Raw genomic sequence first — 19,118 nt, forward strand, 5'->3', positions numbered from 1 at the left:
GGAACGACCGCTGCCACCCATTCGTGTGGACCAAACCCGCCGAGGAAATACTCGCCGGCGCGAAACGTAAACCAACTTCAGACGCGCAACACTAGCGCCCCGGAAGTCCCGTACGAACTCTCGGAGGCTGCGGTCGCCGCGGGAATCCTTGCGCCAGCCGTAGAGCAGCATGCCCAACCCGATCATCTTGTCCACGTTGGGGTCCGGGGTGATGACGTCATCGTTCTCACCGAAGAAGGCCCGATCGACGCCGTCAGCCGGAGCGAACATCATGATCCCGCTGGTGGCCCGGGGATTGCATTCGATGCAGTACAGCCCGCGCCCGGGATGCTCGATGAAGTCGAAACCCACCTGCCCAGTGAAGTTCATGTCCCGCACGAACTCCGAGATCCAGTCGAAGATGCCGTCGTGGCGAACCGACCGGAAGTTGAGGCACGAACTTCCGCCGATCGCATAGTCGACCGGATAGGTCGCGTGAGCGTGGATGTGCCCCTCACGGACGATCGAATATGTGCAGTACTGCTTGCCCGAGACCCACTCCTGCGCCAACCACGGGTTGAGCGGATCGAACTCGAGCCAGTCCAGCGAATCCCCCGGCATCACCTTGTGCACCTGCTGTGATCCGCGCGAATAGCACTCCTTGAGTGCGAACGGCGCGTCAAAATCCAGTCCGGCCACATCCTGCGGTCCGCGCACCTGCGCGAACTTCATCGTCTGGAATTGTTTGTCGGCGAGCAGATGCTGGAATTCGAACTTGTTGTGCAGCCGATTCTCGGTATCGAAGTCGGACAGGAACAGTTCACACTCGGGTGGGAAGAGATCCACCATCATCGACAGGATGTCGGTTTCCTCATGAATCGGGATGACCATGTCGATGTGTTCATCGGTGACGATCTTCGCCAAGGCATGGCAATACGCCCGCGGTTCGAACTTCGGTGCCGGGACCCGATGAAACGACGTCGTGGCGTGGGAGAACCGGGTGACACCGATGGGAATGCTGTCCACGATGGTCACGCGATGACCGGCCGCCGACATCAGCCGGGCCAGTTCCAGGGTGAGAAATGATCGCCCGAATGTGATCAGGACGCGTTTGCTACCGGTAGTGCCCACCGTCGTGAGTGTAGGAGAGGCCCATTAGGCTCTCTCACCGGAGTCGGCCGACGCCGCGGAAAACAACGGCAGAAAAGGAATAGTCGGGCCGCCCAGAACGTTGCACAATCCTGATGTGACTCGGGAAACGGCTGTGACCAGGTGTGGGGAGGGTGTGGGATGTTCGTGATCGGCGTCATCGCCGCCTGTCTCGCTGCGATCGCCTACGGCATGTCCACGGTGCTGCGTGCACTGGGCGCGCGGCGAGTGGCGATGACTGCTCGTGCGGAAGGCACCGAGGCGTCGTACACCAACGCCGCCGGCGGTCCGTCGCTGCGGTCCACCACCTCCACGTTCCTCGATCCGGCCTTCATCCTCGGCACCATGATGGTCGTCGTCGGCTTCGCAGGTGGCGCACTCGCCGCACGCTTCCTGCCGCTCTTCCTGTCCCAGACCATTGTGTCGGCCAACCTCGTGGTGACTGCCCTGCTGGGCACGATCATGCTCAACATCGCACTGCACACCCGCGATTGGATCGCGATCTGGCTGGTCGTGCTGTCGCTGTGTCTACTCGGACTGTCGGCCGAACACCACACCGGTGGCGGCGAAAGCGCCGTCTTCCACTGGGAGTTGTTCGTCGCCACGCTCGGCCTGTGCGCCATCGCCCTGTTCGGCGTCTACCGGCTCGGCAGGCATGCGGCAATCGTCGGCGGCGCGACCGCCGGCCTGTTGTTCGGTGTCATCGCGATCGCCGTGCGTGTCCTCGACGGCGTGGACCCCTTCGACCCAATCGCGCTGATCACCGATCCGGCCGCCTGGACGATCGCGGTCGCGGGCGCGGTCGGATTCTTCGTGCAGACCGTCGCACTGCAGGTCGGTGCGGTCAACGGGGTCACCGCGGTACTGGTGGTCGGCGAGACGGCCGGCCCCAGCCTGGTCGGCGTGCTGTTCCTCAACGACAACGCCAAAGCCGGGCTCGGCTGGCTGGCGATCGTCGGCTTCGTCGGCGCCGTGGTGGGTGCGGTACTGGTCGCCTGGTACGGCTCGGGGGACCCCGACCACTTCGGCGAGGCCCCGCCGCAGAAGGGTGGCTGGCGACGCGGCCGTGAATCCGAACCCGAACCCATCGCGGAGCCGTACGACGACGATATCGACGCACCGCCGCCTGGCAGCACCTCGTGACCAGAAGTTCTGGCCGTGCCTGCCGGGTGTGGCCGCAGGTCCGGTCCCAAGCCGGAACCCGGAACTGCAGCCAGAGATATCAGTCCTTCTTGCGGGTGCCGGGCAGGACTCCGGCGTCGATGACCGCCTTCACATATGGGCGGGTGCGTTCGAGAAGATCGTCGACGCCGCTACCCGACCAGGCGGGTGCGGTAAGCGCGTCGGTCTCGGCCTCCATGGCCTGATAGAGCGAGACCCCGGCATCCGAGAGCTGATGGCCGTCGTCGGTGCGGGTCGCCAGACCGCGGGCGACGAGCCGGTCCACCGAACCCTCCCACGCCTCGTCGGACCATCCACGGGTCAGCTGCACCAGCTTGCGGCCCAGCACCCGCCGACGAATCGTGGGGTCGGGCAGTTGAGCCTCGTGGAAGACGACCGCGTCGAGCCCGCCGAACTGATGGTTGACCAGGACGGCGATGTGGTTGTCACCGCGCCACTCCCGGATGATCGCAATCGCCTGCCACAGCGCAACGTGCGGCACATCGGGCACTGGGGAGGCGTTCCAGCCGGCAGCCAGAGGCCGCCCGCCCATCGGCAGATCGGCCGCGATCTCCCGATAACGCTTCTCGAGATCGCGGATCTCCGGGTCCTCGACCAGGTCGCCGAGGACTGCACCCAATTGCTCGTCGAGCATCTGGTCACGGCGTGCGGCGACCCGATCGAGCCCCACGTCACGGGCCGCTTGCCAGGCCGGCGTGATGACATCGGCAGAGAAGTTGAAGAACGCGGCGGTCACCACCGCGGCATCGCAGTCACCCATCGGGGCACCGCGCGCGCCGACATAGAACCCGTGGCCGTCGAGACCGGTGTCCTGCTGGGCCTCGCGCAGGCCCCGATTGAAGTACGCGAGGACATGGAACGGCTCGATGGTCTCGTAGGCGCGTCGCGCCCGTTGCTGATCGGATTCACCGACGGATGAGGTCATGTCGTCCACATTCGCGTCGGCGCCGCGACCTGTCAACCACCGCACCCACCCGGCTGGGTACGTGCACCCAATCCCTTCCGCGGACCGGGTCGACCCGGTAGATGTTGAGTGCATGGATGATCTCGAGTCGATCAAACAGCTCAAGTACCGGTACTTGCGCGCCTTGGACACCAAGGACTGGGATGTGTTCGCCGAAACCCTCACCGACGACGTCACCGGTGAATACGGCTCGAGTCTGAACTTCGGCAACCGCGCCGAACTGGTCGACTACATGCGCACCTCGGTGGGGCCCGCGGTGATCACCGAACATCGCGTCGCCCATCCGGAGATCGACGTCGAGGGTGATTGCGCGACCGGCCGTTGGTATCTGCAGGATCGGGTCATCGTGCCCGACTTCCAGTTCATGCTGATCGGCGCAGCGTTCTACCGCGATCGCTATCGCCGGACCGATCAGGGATGGCGGATCTGCGCCACCGGCTACGACCGCACCTACGAGGCCAAGATGAGCTTGGCCGACCTGCCGAGTTTCGCCGTCGACATCGGCCCCGCGATCAAGGTGTGACGCGATGTGGCGCCGCAGTGAGGTCTTCGCTAACCGGACCGAGGCCGGCGCCTCGCTCGGCAGGATGTTGAGCGCCGATCCAGCGCTCATGGACGCGGCCGACCGCACCGTGGTTCTCGGGTTGGCGCGCGGTGGAGTGCCCGTCGCCCGGGAGGTGGCCTCGGCGCTCGGTGCCCGGCTCGATGTGCTGGTGGTACGCAAACTCGGCGCACCGGATCACCCCGAGTTCGCGATGGGCGCCATCGCTGCCGGCGAGATCGTCGTCAACGACGACGTGCCGCGCCGGTTGGGGGTGTCCGAGGAGCAGTTCCGGCAGATCGTCGACCGCGAGGACCGGATCCGGGTCGACCGGGAACGCCGCTACCGGCAGGGTCGCGAACCGCTATCTGTGCGTGGACGCACGGTGATCCTGGTGGATGACGGCCTGGCGACCGGGTCCACGATGGAGGTGGCGTTGCGGGCGGTACGTGCTGCAGGCGCCGACGCCGTGATCGTCGCCGTGCCGACCGGTCCGCGCGATGTGCTCGACCGGTTCGCCGCCGAGGACGAGGTCGACAAGGTGCTCTGCGTCAGCATCCCGGAGCCGTTCTACGCCGTCGGCGGCTCCTACGACGATTTCCGGCAGGTCGATGACGACGAGGTGCGTCGCAGCCTGCAGCAGCCGTGACCGATCAGATCACCCGCCGCATCGTCCCGGCGGCACGCGGGTCGTCACCGTCGGCGGCCAGGGCAAGGATCTCGTTGAAGCCGTCGACGAGACAGTCGGCGAAGAGCTCTGGTTCGGTGATGGACGCGGCATCGGAGTTCAGGCCCAGGCAGGCGACGCCGTTGTGGGTGATCATCGTGGCCATCACCGCACAGCCGGGCAGCGGCCCGAACGGGAACATCCGCTCCACCTTCGCACCGGCGACGTAGGTGTCCCAGGGGATTCCGGGCACGTTGCTGGCCTGCAGATCGTTCTGCGTTGTCGCACCGCTGAATTGGGCCAGTACCTGTCCCGGTAACCAGGCCAGCAGCGAGCCGAGGGTGTTGAAGATGTCGACGGCGGGTTCGGTGCGCGCGGCGCGCACCTGTTCACGAATGGTGAGTAGTCGCTCGAACGGATCCTCGATCCCCACCGGTCCGGCCATGCGGCCCACCGCGATCCGGTTGCCCCCGGCCGGGTCCTCGGGGCGACGCACCGAGATCGGGATGGCAACGGGGATCGCGTCGACGGGCCGCCCCATCTTCTCGTGATAGAGCCGGAATCCACCGATCAGCCCCGCCAGGTAGGCGTCGTTCACCGACGCCCGCGCCGCCTTACCGGCCGCTTTCAGGTCGTCGAACGGCACCTCGAACGCGCTGAACCGCCACGAGAGGCTGCGTTGCGCCAACAGCGGCGACCCTGGTGGGCTGACGAGCCCGGCCACCCGGGGTACCGATCGGCTGTACCGCAGCGCGGTGCTCAGCGCTCGCCGCGGATGGGCAAGAGCGCGCACACCTCGCCAGGTGGTGTCGACGCGATGCGGTAGCCGCTGCACCTCTTCGGCCAGTTGACGGCCGAGTACGTCGAGCGCCGAGACGGTGACCGGCTCCGGGCGCGGCGGTTGCGGCTTGCCCGGGATCGGCTCACGCGAGGTCGAATGGAGTTGTGCCAAACCGAGTATCGCGCCCATCCCGTCGGTCAGCGCGTGATGGGCCTTGAGGAAGTAGGCCGCCCTGCCGTCCGGGAGCCCCTCTATCAGCGTGCCCTCCCACGGCGGTCGGCCGGGGTCGAGTGCGGTCATCGCGAGTTGCTCACAGATGGCGAAGAGCTCGCGCATCGAACCGTCGCCGGACAACCGCATCCGACGCACGTGGTAATGCAGGTCGAAGTCGGGATCGACTGCCCAACTCGGGGTGCCGGTCCCGAACGGCGAATCGATCACCCGTTGCCGGAACCGAGGCGCCATGCGACTACCCCAGTCATGGGCTTCGATCAGCCGATCCCACTCGGGCGCACAGTCGTAGATCTCGATCATGCAGATGGTGCCACGCAGTCGACGGTCGGTGTCGCCACGCCACATCAGCGCATCGACCGCACTCATGTGCGGTTCGTTGGCCCAGTCCAGCGGCCGATCGGGTTCGCTCATCGGTTGTCCCCTGTCGATCGCGTCATACGGCCGTCCTCAAAGGATTCCACCGGCCAGTCGGCCAGCGTCGTGATGAACATCTGCCGCACCTCCTCCGCATGGTCGCCGACGGTCTCGGCCCGCCAGCGCGAGGTGTCGACGGGTGGCAGAACCTTCACCTCGACTGTCCCCGGTGCGATCAACTGCGCACCCCGCCACATCAATTCGCCGGTGTTGCGCAACACCACGGGCACCACCGGGACGCCGGCCTGCATCGCGATGTGGAACGGCCCCTTCTTGAACGGCCCGATCCGCGGTGTCGACGACCGGGTGCCCTCCGGGGCCACCACCAACGAGACCCCCTCGTCGCGAAGTTTTCCGATGGCGGGTCTGAGTTGCTCGATCGCACGACCTGGGTCGCCTCGGTCGATGAACACCAACCCGGCCGCGTCGAGTATCTGCCCCAGCACCGGAACCCGCTTGACCTCTTTCTTGGCCACCCCGGTCGCGTCGCGCCGAATGAGGTGGATCAGCACCGGCAGATCGAGTTTGGACTGGTGATTGAACACGAACACGCACGGCCGATTCGAGGTCAGGTACTGCGCGCCGTCGAGGACCGCCACGTCGATCCCGGCCAGCGCGAGCCCGACGTCGTTGCCGGTCGGGATGGCCGACTCCACCAGCACGCTCGGGTCGCGTCGCACCAACCCGCCGGCGGCACCGAGCACCGCTGCACCGATGAACGACCCGTAGAAGGCACCGGTCCGCACGGCCATCGCCATCCGGTTGTGACGGGGGTTGCGCAGGTCGATGATGGGCCACCCGCGCGCCTCCGCCTCGGCCCGCAGCCCATAGCGCGGTGACACCGCCGCCGGATGACCCACCGACTCCAGGTACGGGATGTCCTCGTTGCCGTCGCTGTAGGCAAACGAGGCGTCGAGATCGACCTCGTGCTCCTTGGCCAATGCGCGGACCGCAGCGGCCTTTCCCGGCCCCCACAGCGGGCGGCCGAGCACCCGGCCGGTCACGACGCCGTCGACCACCTCGACGTCGGTGGCCAGGGCATGGTCGGCGCCGATCTCGCGGGCGATCGGCTCGATCTGGAACCGGGTGGCCGAGGAGGCGATCACAATCCGGTGTCCGCGCTCGCGATGCGCTCGGATGATCTGCCACATCTGCGGCCGCAGAAAGGACGCGGTCTCATGGGTGAACAGGTCGTCTCCGAACGCGAGCAGTTCGGCATAGGTTTTGCCGGCGAATGCGGGTTTGGTGAGTTCGAGGACCTCGGCGTAGTCCTGTTCGGATGTCACCCCTCGCAACGCGATCAGAATCGCACCGGTCAGTTCGCCGAGTCCGAAATCCATGCTGCGTAACCGCGCCCGCGTGATGGCGCTCGCCGAGAACCCCTCGATCAAGGTGCCGTCGTAGTCGAAGAACGCGCCGACCTTCTTGCCGCTCGGTGCCGCCCGGATCTCCCGCAGCCGGTCGGCGAAGGTGCTCATCGTGCCACTCCGCGCAGGGCCTCCCCGAAATGCTCCGCCTCGATCGCGGCGATCCGCGTCAACCGGTCCCGCATCACGTTCACCTCGTCGAGCCACGCCTGGCGCCCGGCGGCCAGATCCTCGATTCCATCGCTGGTGATGAGGTGGCGGTTGTCGGCGAGCTGGTAGGCCGCGTCGTACAACTCTCTGGACACCGAGTCACGACTCTTGACCACGCTCTGCAATGCGAGTTGCATACCGAGGCCGAGACATTCGTCGAGCGTGGTGTCCTTGTCGATCGGGGTGTCGGTACCGGCCGCGACCAGGCTTTCGGCAACGACCAACTGCGCGTCGAAGAACGGCTGCAGGGTTCGTCGCGCGACCAGCGAACCACCGTGCTCACGCAGGATGCGATCGGTCCATGCCTGGTCGGGATTGACTGTCCGCCATTCCGGGGACATCAGGTCCAGTTCGGCGCCCAGCCGATGCAGGAACACCTCCTTGGCGGGAAAGAAGAACTCGAACTTCAACAGGTCACGAATACGCAGGGCCTCGTGCTGAGCAGACGGCAGCAGTTCACCGGAGCCGTCTTCGGCCAACGCACCACCCGCGGCGGCCAGCAGGCCGAGTTCGACGATGGCGCGGTCGACGAAATGGTGCAGCGCCCCGTTGCGGTAGTAGGCCGCCACCGCGTGGCTGTCGGGCGCGATCGACCACACGGTCTCGGGGCCCCCATCGAACCTGGTGAGCACACCGGCGTCGTGGAGCACCCCCAGGGTGCGGCGCAAGCCGATACCCCGACACAGATCGGGATCGGGCCCGGGCAGATCCCGGCGGTCGATGTAGTCGAGCAACGGTGCCAGGATCGTCTCGATCTCCGCCGCGGTGTAGGCGCGGTCGCGGGCGCCGAGCAGCGCGAAGCCGGCCAGCGAGGTCGCTGAGATCGGTGTGGCGGCATTGATCTCGTCCATCACCGCGAAAGCGACCTTATCGAGTTTCGCCGGACCCTCGCCCGCATCGGCGAGCGCTTGTCGTAGCGAAAACGGTTCGCCGAAACGGACTCTCGCCTCGCCGAGATACTGCCGTTGGGCTTTCGCGTATTTGAGCAGCCAGCCCACGCCCTCCGGCTTCTTGGTTCCGCCCGCGGATTCCTTCGCCATCGCGCCGATCTCGTGCAATTGGTCGTAGACGATGGAGGTGGGCACGATCATCACGTCGGCGTCGTCGAGCTGTTCCACCGCGTCGACGACGTAGGCGAGCAGACCCAGCATCGGCTTGCGCAGCTTGCCGGTCCGGCTGCGTCCGCCTTCGATGTACCACTCCAGATTGAAGCGCTTCTCCACGATGAACGACAGGTACGAGCGCATGGCGAACTTGTAGACGGGATCGGCCCCGAACTTGCGGCGGATGAAGATCATTCCTGCGCGGCGGGCAATGGGACCGACCGGCCAGAACGCCAGATTGTTTCCGCCGAGAACGAGATTGGGTGGAAAGTCGTGGCTGCGCAGGACCTCCGAGAGCACCAGCGGATCGACGTAGGAGCGGTGCGACGGCAAGAAGATCAGACCGGTGGACTTGTTGAGCTCACGGAGCCGGTTGAGGGTGCCGAGATCCACCGACACCGTCCAGGTGCGGTCATGCAGGTTGCTGAAGATCGACGAGAAGACGTCGTCCATCAGTCGGCTCTGGGTGGCGACGAAGGTCGACATCTTGTCGGTCGCCTCCTGCACCACGACTGCGGCAGGTCGACCGAGTTCGGCAGCGAGTTTTGCTGCACCCGCCTGGAACCGCGCCGATGTACCGATCTGCTCGGCGACCAGTCGGGGCACCTTGTAGCGGTCTCCGACGATCTGACGTTCGGCACGTTCGGCCGACAGCGCCGCCTGCACCGTCACGTAGGCGGAAAACGACTCGCCTTCGGCCAGATTCTGGGCATGACGTTGGCGGAGGTCTGCGATCGTGGCCGGTTCGCCCTGCACCACCCGCAGCCGATCGGGTCTGCGACGTTTGATGACCGGTTGGGTGAGCGCGACCGGGCGGCGCGGATTCGACAGCACGAGCACGTCGGCCATCGTGACCCGCCGCTCACCTTTGCGGACCGGAGGCAGCCAGGCCACCCTCGCCGGAATCAGCAGGGTGTCGTCGGCGAGTGAATCAAGGTCGGCCTCGCGCACCGACCGCACCGGCGCGCCCGGGTGCTGAACCTCCGCCCACTCGCTGACCGCCCGCAACTCGCACGCTGTCCGCACCTCGGCCAGCACCACCGATTCGCCCACGCCAACCGCCTCTCGCGTCCAGGCCCCGACGTCGCCGCGACTCGCACTTGCGAGCGCCACGGCATGGCCATTGTCGCGCGCAGACCGGGTCGGTCGGGCGCTTTCGGTGAGAGTCGACCTCAGTTGCTGCCGGAGCTCGCCTTGAGCAGCAGCGCGGCGATCTCGGACCGGTCGGCGACGTCGAGTTTGGTGCAGGCGCGGTAGATGTGGCCTTCCACGGTGCGTACCGACACCGTCAGGCGTTGCGCGATCTCCTTGTTGGACAGACCGGCCGCCACCAGGTTGGCGATCTCGCGTTCGCGGGTGGTCAGTGGCAACGGTTGTGCGGATTCCACCAGCGCGGGTGTCCGCAAACCGCCGCATTCGGCGGCCAACCGGTTGGCCACCGCCGCCGACGCCACCGTCGCGGCCCGGCTGCCCTCCGCCTCATGGAGCACACTGGCCTGCGCCGCCGCGTCGGCCGCCGACAACCGAAATCCCAAACGCTCGAATTCCGTTGCACACAAGTCGAGTTCGACGGCATCACGCGACTCCAGCGCGCTGGCGTGACGAGCGTAGAGTCCCGCGAGCGGTCCATCGATCATCCCGGCGAGTTCGCGGAGTCGCTGCGCGCCGGACGGATCACCGAACCGGGCCGCGGAGTGCAAGGCCTCGGCCTCGATAGCGAACTGCGCGGTTCGTCGGGCGTCGTCGGCGGCCTTGACCGCGGTCTCGACGGCCAGCGACACCGTACCGGCCGAGGCCTGCTGCCACGACTCCGCGACCGCCAACATCGGACCGAACACGGCGATGTGGCGGCCGTACTTGGTGTGCGCCCGACGCAGGGCACGCTCGGCGTCGTCGGTCCGCCCGCACGCGCTGAACGCCTGCACCACGTAGAACATTGCGGGATAGTTCCAGGATTCGGCCACCCCGTTGCCACTGTCCAGGGTGGCAAGCGTCTGTTCCATCCGGCGGCCGACCGATGCGCTGTCGCCGCGCGCCAGCTCGACGACCGATACCAGGATTCCAGCCAACGCCCAACCCACGTACTGGCCGATGTTGGAGAACCGTACGTACCGGTCGGCGCGGGTCGCCGCTTCATCCAGTTGACCGGTCAGGGTGAGTGCGAGGATCTCGCCGAGTCCGGCCGGAAACCGCAGCAGACCGTCGGTCTGGGTCTCGGCCACGCGCGCCCGCGCCGCCAGAGCAGCCACCTCGTCCCCGCGTCCGGCAACAGCTCGGGCCAGTCCACCGCCCAGCACGGCGAACTCCACCGCCCACGGGGACGGGTCCGCCGAGTCGAGCACCTCCTCCGACAGCGCGATCGCCTCGTCGATTCGGTTCTCGAAGGCGGCGCACGCGGACATGAAACCCCTGACCACCAGGGCCAAGTTCGGGTCGGTGACCTTGTCCTGCAGCATCTCGAGGACCTCGTCGGCGCGATCGGCATCGCCGATGGCCCAGAAGATGGTCGCGAACCGCAGCCCACCCCAGAAGATGAGTTCGATCTCGTTGAGGTCCTCGGGCCGAAACCTGTCGAGCACCGCGTCGGCCTCGGACGCATACCCCTGCCACATCAACGACCGTGCCAACGGCTCGGCGGCGCTGAAGCCGCTGCCCTCGGCGACGGCCGCGCGGGCGAAACGCTCACCCAGCGGGGCGTTGGCGAAGGCCAACGCATCGCGGGCGGCCGCACTCATGAGCCCGGAATCGACACCCACGTCGCTCTCCAGCGCGAGGTCGGCCAGCCGGATCCGCTCGGCGGCGGTGTCGGTTCCGCGGGTCTGCAACGCCTTGACCAGTTTGCCGCGCAACCGACGCGACGAGGCCAGGCCCAGTCGGTGCCGGATGACCTCACCGAACAACGGATGGTTGTATTGCACGTTGAGTCGGCGGCCGTCACGCAGGATCCGCACCAGTCCGGCGATCTCGGCTTCCTCGACCGCCTCGTCGCCGGCGAGGTCACCGAGGATGTCGATGTCGAGAGGCTCGCACAGGGCAAGGTACTTGAGGACCGTGAGCACCGAGTCGTCGAGCTGCTCGATCCGGCTTTCCAACAACGACGCCAGCTCGGAGGTGATCGCGGCGCGTCCACGTAGTTGCCAGATCCCATTCACCTGACGGAGCGTCTCGGCTTGGCGCGCCCCTTCCACGAGGTGGCGCAGGAACAGCGCGTTACCGCCGGAGGCCTCCCACATCAGATCCGCCGACAGACCTTCGAGCTGACCACCCAGCACCGATTCGATCAGTTCGACGCTCTGCTGTTTGCTGAACGGTGACAGCGTGATTCGGGTGAGGTGATTGTCCTTCCACAGCGAGGTGACGGCGTCGGGCACGCTCTCCCCGGACCGCACCGTGGCGACGATGTGCACGGCACGATCGATGGCGAGCTGATGCAACAGGGTCGCCGACAGTTCGTCGAGCAGGTGCGCGTCGTCGACACCGATCACGACGTTGCCGTCGGACAGCAACGATTCGCGGGCGGCGGCCAGGTAGGTCACCGGGTCGCTCGACGTCGCCGGGCCGACGAGATGGGCGAACACGCCGAGCGGGATACTGCGGGCGGATTCGGTACCGGCGACCCACCGCACGCCACCGTCGAGGGCGGCGGTGACGTGGCGGGCCAGCGTGGTCTTACCGACACCCGAATCGCCGGTCAGCACAACACCACACGCATTCGTCTCGCCGCGCAGTGCGGCTTCGATGATGCGGAACTCTTTCTCGCGCTCGACCAGAGGCCAATCGGAGGACATGGGGAGAGTTTAGTCTCACGGCCTCGGTCGGGACACAGGTCAGGGTGGGTGACGGTACGCGTACATACCGATGTACGACACAGTTCAGGCGTCGCGGCGGTCGGTGACGACGATGCCGAGCGCGAAGATCACTGCCGCGAACACCGCGAAGTAGATCAGGGACCCGTAGACGTTCCAGTGGTAGTCGGTGCCGGCGAGGTCGCCGTTGAGGAACCGGCTGCCGTTGGCGAACGGCAGGAAGGGGGCGATGTGGTCGCCGATCTTGGGCAGAATGGTCAGGATAGATTCCAACGCCAGGTTCCAGATGAGGACGATGACGATCGCGCCCGCAGTATGACGGACGATCGCGCCGACACCGAGGCCGATGACCACGTAGAGCGCCGCGAGCACGGCGGTACCCCAGATCTGCCGGATCACCACACTGTCGCCGAACTCGATGCCGACCGTCGTGCCACCGACGACACGCGCCAACGCGACACCCACGATGGCCAGCAGCACGCTGACGAGTAACGCCAGCAGACCGAAAACCGCGGCCTTGGCGATGAGCACGACCGGCCGACGCGGCACGGCCTGGAATGTGGTCCGAATGGTGCCAAACCGGTACTCGCTGGTCACAGCCAGCACCGCCATGATCATCAACACCAACACACCGAACGAGTTGAGGCCGATGAGGGCCGTCCACGCCGCCTCACCAGGTGTCGACGCGAGCGGACCGCTGGTGGTGGCCCCGGTCACCAAAGCCAATCCGATGGTCAGCACCGCGACGATCGCCACACACCAGTAGGGCGAGCGCGTGGAGGTGAGTTTGATGCGCTCGGCATCCATCGCCGTGATCATCGCGGTCCTCCCTGCGCGGCGGTGCCGGCCGGCCCGCCACCCTGATATTGGACCGCACCGGCGGTCATCGTCATGAACACCTCTTCGAGTGACGCGGTGGCTCCGGTGAGTTCGTGCAGCACGATTCCGGCATGCGCGGCGATGTCGCCGACCTGATCGGTGACCACGTCGGCGATGTCGAGCACCGGACGGCCATCGGAAGCCACGGCGGGGGTGACCCGCAATCCGGCCTCGGCCAACACCCGGTGCAGGGCGTCGAGCTGTGGGCTGCGCACCCGCACACTGCTCGATGCCCGGCTGGTGAACTCGGCGACCGAACAGTCCGCGATCAATTTGCCCTGTCCGATCACCACAAGGTGGTCGGCGGTCAGGGACATCTCGGTGAGTAGGTGGCTCGACACCAGCACGGTGCGACCCTGTGCGGCCAGATTGCGCATGAACCCGCGGATCCAGACGATGCCCTCGGGATCGAGACCGTTGACCGGTTCGTCGAACAGCAGGGTGTGCGGGTCGCCGAGCATCGCTCCCGCCAGGCCGAGGCGTTGCTTCATACCCAGCGAGAACCCACCGGCGCGTTTGCCGGCCACCGACGCGAGGCCCACCATGTCGAGGACCTCGTCCACCCGCCGCCGCGGGATGCCGTTGGACGCGGCCATCCAGCGCAGATGCGAACGCGCGCTGCGGTTGGGATGAATCCAGCTCGCGTCGAGCAGTGCGCCGACCTGGCGCAGCGGGGCGTCGAGCTCCCGATAGGGCCGGCCGTCTACGGTCGCGGTTCCGGCGGTGGGGCGGTCGAGACCGAGCATCATCCGCATCGTCGTGGATTTGCCTGCCCCGTTGGGTCCCAGGAAACCGGTCACCAGGCCGGGGCGAACCTCGAAGGTGAGGTCGTCGACGGCACGCACCGGCCCGAAGACCTTCGTCAAGTTCTCGACTGTGAGCACGCTCTCGACCTTAGACATCTGGTGGCGTTTGCGGGCGTAGCGTGATGGCGTGCCGGTCACGTTGGTCGTCCTGCTGTGGTCCGTCGATGGCTGCGACGACGCGCTCCACGCCTATGAGGACGACGTGCTGCGGCTGGTGTCTGCGCACGGCGGTCGTGTGCTGGTGCGGGCCCGCCGCACCGACGACGATCCGTCACATCCGTTGGAGACCCAGGTCATCGAGTTCGACGACCGGGCCGGGTCCGACGCATACCTGGCCGATCCGCGTCGGATGTCGATGGCCGATCGCCGCGCGGCATGTGTGGCGCGGACACAGATGTGGCCGGTCACCGTGTGACTGGTCGGGGCGGCGCGTCCGGCGGCAGCACCGCGGCGAGCAACATCCGGGCCGCGGTGGCGACCAACTCGTCGCGGTCGGCCCCGTCGGGCCGCAACAGCGCGATGCGCAGACACAGATTGGCGGTTGCGCCCATGGTGAGGAACACCAGATCGTCGAGTTCATGCGGCTCGAGGTCCGGTCGCAGTCGGGCGGGGAGGATGCGGGCCAGCGGGACCAGAGGTTCTTCGACCTCTGCCCATGCGTCGCCGAACTCCGCCTCGGTGGTCGAGTACGACACGCGCAGGACCGGGTCGTGCTTCTCGAACGCGGCGGTCAACGTCTCGACGATGGTCACCATCGCGGTCATGGGTTCCGCGTCCATCGCGCGGCCAACGCCGGTGGCCAACGACGTGGTGATGTCGTGGATCGCGGCCGCACGCAACTCCTCGATGAGTGCATCGATGTCGGCGAAGTAGCGGTAGACCGTGCCGATACTGACGTGAGCATGGTCGGCGAGTTGCTGCGTGGTGGGACGGATGCCCGGCCGCCTGACCAAAAGCTCCACCGCGCCAGAGAGAAGTCGTCTGCGCATCTCAACGCTGCGATTCTGCTGCGGACGGGCACGTCGGGATCTCGGTGGAGAGCGTCGCGCGGCACCGGCCATGAAAGTGAATAGTAAGTGAGGATTCCTCGTGTTTCACTGAAGCCGTGGAACTGCACCCGCCCGGAGAACTGGTGAACGCCGACCTCGCCGTCGCACGCTACGGCGCGGCGGGCGAACGGTGGGTGTCGGCGATGTGGCAAGGCGATGCACTCGCGGACGCCGTGGCGAACGACAACTTCGCCGGATCGTCGACGACCGACGCGGTGCGCACTGCGCTCGAGCACGGGATCGACGCCCTCGACGATGCCCCCGATTCGCTGCGGAACCTCTTCGAATTCCTGGACGACGAGCCCGATTGGGTCGATCACACCCGGCTCGACCGCGCTGCCGACGCACTGATCCGGCACACCGCGGCGCTGGGGGTGGTACTGGCCGCAGCGTCGTTGCTGCGCGGAGCCGGCAACAGCATCGCAGGCAAGCCGTTGGTGCAGACCGGCCGGTACGCGTCGATGCCCGCCGTCCGGTCGGTCGAGGTCGGCGAGTGGATGCGTCAGATCCTGACGCCGGGCGGGATGCGTCGTGAAGGCGGCGGTTTCGCCTACACCGTCCGGGTTCGGATGATCCATGCGCACGTGCGTCGCGGCCTGTACCGGTCCGGGAAATGGGACGAGCCGGCGTGGGGTGTGCCGATCCCGCAGCCGTACATGGCGTTCACGATGGCCGAGTTCGGCCACATCGCGCTTGAGGCCATGCACAGCCTCGGGGTTCGGCTCAGCGACGACGACCTCGATGCCGTCTATCACCTATGGCGCTACGTCGGACACGTGATCGGCATGGAGCCAGAGCTGAATCCGGCCGACGAGTCCGATCACATCCGGATCGAGGAACTCTACCGACTCACCTCGCCCGGACCTGACGACCACGACCGCGAGTTCGTGGTCGCACTCACCGACGATTACCTGATCCCAGAGATCGCCAATACGCTGCCGGGCCCCACCACCGCCCGACGCGCGGCGGCCACCCGATTGGTCCATGCGCTCCAGCGGGTGTTCCTGGGGGATTCCGACGCCGATGCGTTACAGATCCCCGACACTCGACTCAAGCACGTCATCCGCGCGGGCGCGCCCGTGATGGCAGGATTCGGTCACATCCGAATGCGCATCGGCGGTGGTCCACAACGCATCTCGCAACGGGGCTACCGCGTCCGAGACGCCGAGATGACTCGCATGCGCGCCGCCTACGGCGTCACCCACGAACTGGTGGACAACGCACCCCAGCCCGTTGGTTGATCAGCGGCGTGCCGACCCATGCACCGCCGCCCCCGCCACTGGTTGAGTAGCGGCGTGCTGCCCATGCACCGCCGCCCCCCGTCGTTTGTTGAGTAGCGGCGAGCGAGCCTGCCGCGTATCGAAACCCCCGCCCCGCAGCAACACTCCCTGTCGCATGTCGAGTAGCGACGAGCGAGCCCATGCCGCTGGTTGAGTAGCGGCGTGCGAGCCTGCGAGCCCGCCGCGTATCGAAACCACCCCACCCGCTCAAAAATCTTCTGCACTATCTTTAAGAAACTCCTTGACGTCGAACTGGTGTTCGACCATAGTGGAGTCATGGGAGCTTCGGGGGATCTCACCACCATCACTGATTCTGTTCGTGACCTGCACTTGGGCGACGATATGTCGGGGCGTGCCGCGTTCGATGCGATGACCGCTCTGGTCGTGCTGCGTAATCTGATCGACCATCACGCTGCGACGGTGGTCGGCCATCTGGATCGACTGGGTGTGGCCCGCGATCACGGCCGCAAACTCAGTGAGTTGTTGATCGTGATGGGGCTCGCGCCGGCGGTGGCGACCCGTCTGATCCGGATCGCCGCCGCACGCGAGAAACTGCCGACCCTGGCCGCGCATGCCGCTGATGGGGCGATCTCCGCCGAGCATGTCGACGCGGTGGGTAAAGGGGTCGATCATGTCGGGAAAAGATCGGCGGAACCGCTCGACGATGTGGCGCGTCTAAACATCGTGGCCGAACTTCTCGCCCGATTCTTTTCCGGCGCCACCCCCGCCGACATCGGCAAACGTTCCCGTCGTCTGGGTAACCAGGCCGCTGAGGACACCGGTGGGCTACCCGCCTCCGAAGACCGTAACCTCAATGCGCTCACCCACGATGTCGATGGTGACGGACGGCTGCAGGTGCGCGCCGACCTCAACACCGAGGTCGGCGAAAAATTCTCGGCTGCGATGGAAGAGTTGGCGGCACCGCGTCCCGAACCCGACGGGTCGCCTGATGCCCGCGGCCCGGAGCGCCGCCACGCCGACGCGTTGGAGGCATTACTCGATATCGCTGCCCGTAGTGGTGATGTGGCGTCCGCGCCGCGTCACCGACTGCTGGTGTCGGTGCCCGCTGATACTCCTGATTTGGCCGAGTTGCCGTTCCTGGGGTCGATCACTGAAGCCATGCTGCGCACGTTGACGTGCGACACCACCGCGACGGTCGCGATCGTCGACGGTGAGGCGGTGCCGATGGAGATGAGTAAAGACAAACGCCTGTTCCCAGCCCATCTCCGTAAGGCGTTGCACAAACGCGACGAGTGTTGCATCAAATGCGGTGTGGCGGCCTCCCGCTGCCAAGGCCATCACCTCGTGCATTGGGCTGATGGTGGAATCACGGTGTTGGACAACGGATGTTTGCTGTGCCCGTCGTGTCATGCCGACATCCACCACAACGGGTGGGAGGTGATCATGGGTCACGACCGACATCCCTGGCTCATCCCACCCGCCGCTGTTGACCCGACACGTCGGCCGATACCGGCCTACAACCGACGCACGATGAACCTCGACAACCTACCCGCCGCCGCCTGAGCCACGCTGACCGGCGAGTAGGTCACGCAGCCAAGTCTTCCCACGCACCCGACCCCGGTCGGGACCGCAACCGTCCCTTGAGAACTCCATAGCGTGAACCAACGGCGCCGCAACGGTGTCGCGTACCCGACGGCCACATCGGTTGCACAACAACCCTTGTGGTGCGCGATACGCGACACCGTACGCCGGGCGACCGCCTACTCGCTCGGCACCTGTCCGCGAGCATGCGGGCCCACCGCCCAACCGCAGCTTGCCCAACCCGCTGATTGAGTAGCGGCGAGCGAGCCTGCGAGCCCGCCGCTTATCTAAAGCGGCTCCACGCCAACGTATTTCGCCATGATCGTCACATCGCGACGTATTTTTCAGGCGCGTTGCGGCGAGGACGCCCGAGCCCAGAAGCGCTTCGGGATACGGCCGGCGCCGGCGGCATGACGCCCGGCGATCACCGCGTGCCTCATCGCCGTGGCCATTCGCTCCGGGTCATCGGCGCGCGTGACCGCGGAGGCGAGCAGGACTGCATCGCAACCGATTTCCATGGCGAGAGCGGCGTCGCTCGCAGTGCCGATACCCGCGTCGAGGACCACCGGCACCTGTGCATCGGCGACGATCATCTCGATGTTGTGCGGATTCGCGATACCCAATCCGGTACCGATCGGTGACCCGAGTGGCATCACGGCTGCGACACCGAGATCCTGCAGCCGCCCGGCAAGAACCGGATCGTCGTTGGTGTAGGCCAACACGGCGAAGCCATCGTCGACCAAGGCCCGCGCCGCGTCGACCAGTTCGATCGGGTCGGGTAGCAGGGTACGTTCATCGGACACCACTTCGAGTTTCACCCAATGGGTCTCGACGGCCTCACGGGCGAGCTGTGCGGTCAACACTGCTTCGGCCGTCGTATGGCAGCCAGCGGTGTTGGGCAGGATCGCGATGTCGAGGCGACGCAGCAACTCGATCATCCCGGTACGCGAGTCCGGACTCACACGCCGCAAGGCCACGGTGGTCAACTCGGTGCCCGACGCCACCAGGGCCCGCTCGAGAACGGCCAGGTTGGAGATCCCACCGGTGCCCATGATGAGCCGAGAAGCGAACTCGCGGTCCGCGATCCGCAGACAGTCAGCGGCCTTCGCGTTCCCGTATAGCGCGGATTCGGCGTTCGTATCCGTGGTCGGATCATTCCGCATCG

General features: G+C 66.5%; 16 protein-coding genes. 6 read left to right on the forward strand and 10 right to left on the reverse strand.

The annotated features are described in order from the left end of the window. A partial coding sequence (locus ACIGKQ_RS16125) for an ATP-grasp domain-containing protein (RefSeq protein ID WP_396574496.1) occupies positions 1 to 1,035 on the reverse strand: 1,035 nt, incomplete at its 3' end. 234 nt (positions 1,036 to 1,269) lie between these two features. Here ACIGKQ_RS16125 and ACIGKQ_RS16130 point away from each other — a divergent pair. Then, positions 1,270 to 2,271 (forward strand): EamA/RhaT family transporter, encoded by a 1,002-nt coding sequence (locus tag ACIGKQ_RS16130; protein ID WP_235721857.1) that lies wholly within the window; start codon positions 1,270 to 1,272, stop codon positions 2,269 to 2,271. A gap of 79 nt (positions 2,272 to 2,350) precedes the next feature. Here ACIGKQ_RS16130 and ACIGKQ_RS16135 read toward each other — a convergent pair whose 3' ends face one another. Further along, entirely contained in the window at positions 2,351 to 3,235 is an 885-nt protein-coding gene (locus ACIGKQ_RS16135; RefSeq protein ID WP_235721856.1) for a hypothetical protein, read from the reverse strand. A gap of 112 nt (positions 3,236 to 3,347) precedes the next feature. Here ACIGKQ_RS16135 and ACIGKQ_RS16140 point away from each other — a divergent pair, with 112 nt between their 5' ends. Continuing rightward, positions 3,348 to 3,797 (forward strand): nuclear transport factor 2 family protein, encoded by a 450-nt coding sequence (locus ACIGKQ_RS16140; protein ID WP_235721855.1) that lies wholly within the window; start codon positions 3,348 to 3,350, stop codon positions 3,795 to 3,797. 4 nt (positions 3,798 to 3,801) lie between these two features. Next, positions 3,802 to 4,464, forward strand: a complete 663-nt coding sequence (locus ACIGKQ_RS16145; protein ID WP_235721854.1) for a phosphoribosyltransferase — start codon at positions 3,802 to 3,804, stop codon at positions 4,462 to 4,464. A 4-nt stretch (positions 4,465 to 4,468) separates the two neighbouring features. Here ACIGKQ_RS16145 and ACIGKQ_RS16150 read toward each other — a convergent pair whose 3' ends face one another. The 6 genes from ACIGKQ_RS16150 to ACIGKQ_RS16175 all read right to left on the reverse strand — a co-directional run bounded on the left by ACIGKQ_RS16150 (position 4,469) and on the right by ACIGKQ_RS16175 (position 14,160). Beyond that, positions 4,469 to 5,908 carry a wax ester/triacylglycerol synthase domain-containing protein gene (locus ACIGKQ_RS16150; protein ID WP_235721853.1) on the reverse strand — a complete coding sequence of 480 codons (1,440 nt, stop codon included), beginning with the start codon at positions 5,906 to 5,908 and terminating at the stop codon, positions 4,469 to 4,471. Next, positions 5,905 to 7,389, reverse strand: coding sequence for an HAD-IB family hydrolase (locus ACIGKQ_RS16155; RefSeq protein ID WP_235721852.1), 1,485 nt, complete (start codon positions 7,387 to 7,389; stop codon positions 5,905 to 5,907). The genes ACIGKQ_RS16150 and ACIGKQ_RS16155 overlap by 4 nt, the downstream gene beginning before the upstream one ends. After that, entirely contained in the window at positions 7,386 to 9,644 is a 2,259-nt protein-coding gene (locus ACIGKQ_RS16160; protein ID WP_235721851.1) for a glycerol-3-phosphate 1-O-acyltransferase, read from the reverse strand. Before ACIGKQ_RS16160 ends, ACIGKQ_RS16155 begins: the two co-directional genes overlap by 4 nt. 119 nt (positions 9,645 to 9,763) lie before the next feature. Then, positions 9,764 to 12,379, reverse strand: a complete 2,616-nt coding sequence (locus ACIGKQ_RS16165; protein WP_235721850.1) for a LuxR family transcriptional regulator — start codon at positions 12,377 to 12,379, stop codon at positions 9,764 to 9,766. Positions 12,380 to 12,463: 84 nt separating this feature from the next. Then, positions 12,464 to 13,216, reverse strand: coding sequence for an ABC transporter permease (locus ACIGKQ_RS16170; protein WP_235721849.1), 753 nt, complete (start codon positions 13,214 to 13,216; stop codon positions 12,464 to 12,466). After that, positions 13,213 to 14,160: an ABC transporter ATP-binding protein gene (locus ACIGKQ_RS16175; protein WP_235721848.1), complete on the reverse strand. Its 948-nt coding sequence runs from the start codon at positions 14,158 to 14,160 to the stop codon at positions 13,213 to 13,215. Before ACIGKQ_RS16175 ends, ACIGKQ_RS16170 begins: the two co-directional genes overlap by 4 nt. Before the next feature lie 49 nt (positions 14,161 to 14,209). Between ACIGKQ_RS16175 and ACIGKQ_RS16180 the strand changes: the two genes are divergently transcribed. Beyond that, complete coding sequence (locus ACIGKQ_RS16180) at positions 14,210 to 14,497, forward strand: DUF1330 domain-containing protein (RefSeq protein WP_235721847.1); 288 nt, start codon at positions 14,210 to 14,212, stop codon at positions 14,495 to 14,497. Here the strand turns inward: ACIGKQ_RS16180 and ACIGKQ_RS16185 are convergent. Continuing rightward, entirely contained in the window at positions 14,487 to 15,071 is a 585-nt protein-coding gene (locus tag ACIGKQ_RS16185) for a TetR/AcrR family transcriptional regulator (RefSeq protein WP_235721846.1), read from the reverse strand. The genes ACIGKQ_RS16180 and ACIGKQ_RS16185 overlap by 11 nt on opposite strands. 116 nt (positions 15,072 to 15,187) lie before the next feature. Between ACIGKQ_RS16185 and ACIGKQ_RS16190 the strand changes: the two genes are divergently transcribed. Together ACIGKQ_RS16190 and ACIGKQ_RS16195 are read left to right on the forward strand one after the other, a co-directional pair. Next, positions 15,188 to 16,372, forward strand: a complete 1,185-nt coding sequence (locus ACIGKQ_RS16190) for an oxygenase MpaB family protein (RefSeq protein WP_235721845.1) — start codon at positions 15,188 to 15,190, stop codon at positions 16,370 to 16,372. Positions 16,373 to 16,687: 315 nt separating this feature from the next. Next, a complete protein-coding gene (locus ACIGKQ_RS16195; RefSeq protein ID WP_396574446.1) occupies positions 16,688 to 17,935 on the forward strand; it encodes a DUF222 domain-containing protein in 1,248 nt (415 codons plus the stop codon). 362 nt (positions 17,936 to 18,297) lie between these two features. Here ACIGKQ_RS16195 and ACIGKQ_RS16200 read toward each other — a convergent pair whose 3' ends face one another. Further along, on the reverse strand, positions 18,298 to 19,116 hold the full coding sequence (locus ACIGKQ_RS16200) for a thiazole synthase (protein WP_396574447.1): 819 nt from the start codon (positions 19,114 to 19,116) through the stop codon (positions 18,298 to 18,300). Positions 19,117 to 19,118: the final 2 nt, after the last annotated feature.

It is taken from the genome of Gordonia sp. NPDC062954, assembly GCF_044543825.1.
In the GTDB taxonomy this organism is placed as follows: Bacteria; Actinomycetota; Actinomycetes; order Mycobacteriales; family Mycobacteriaceae; genus Gordonia; species Gordonia tangerina.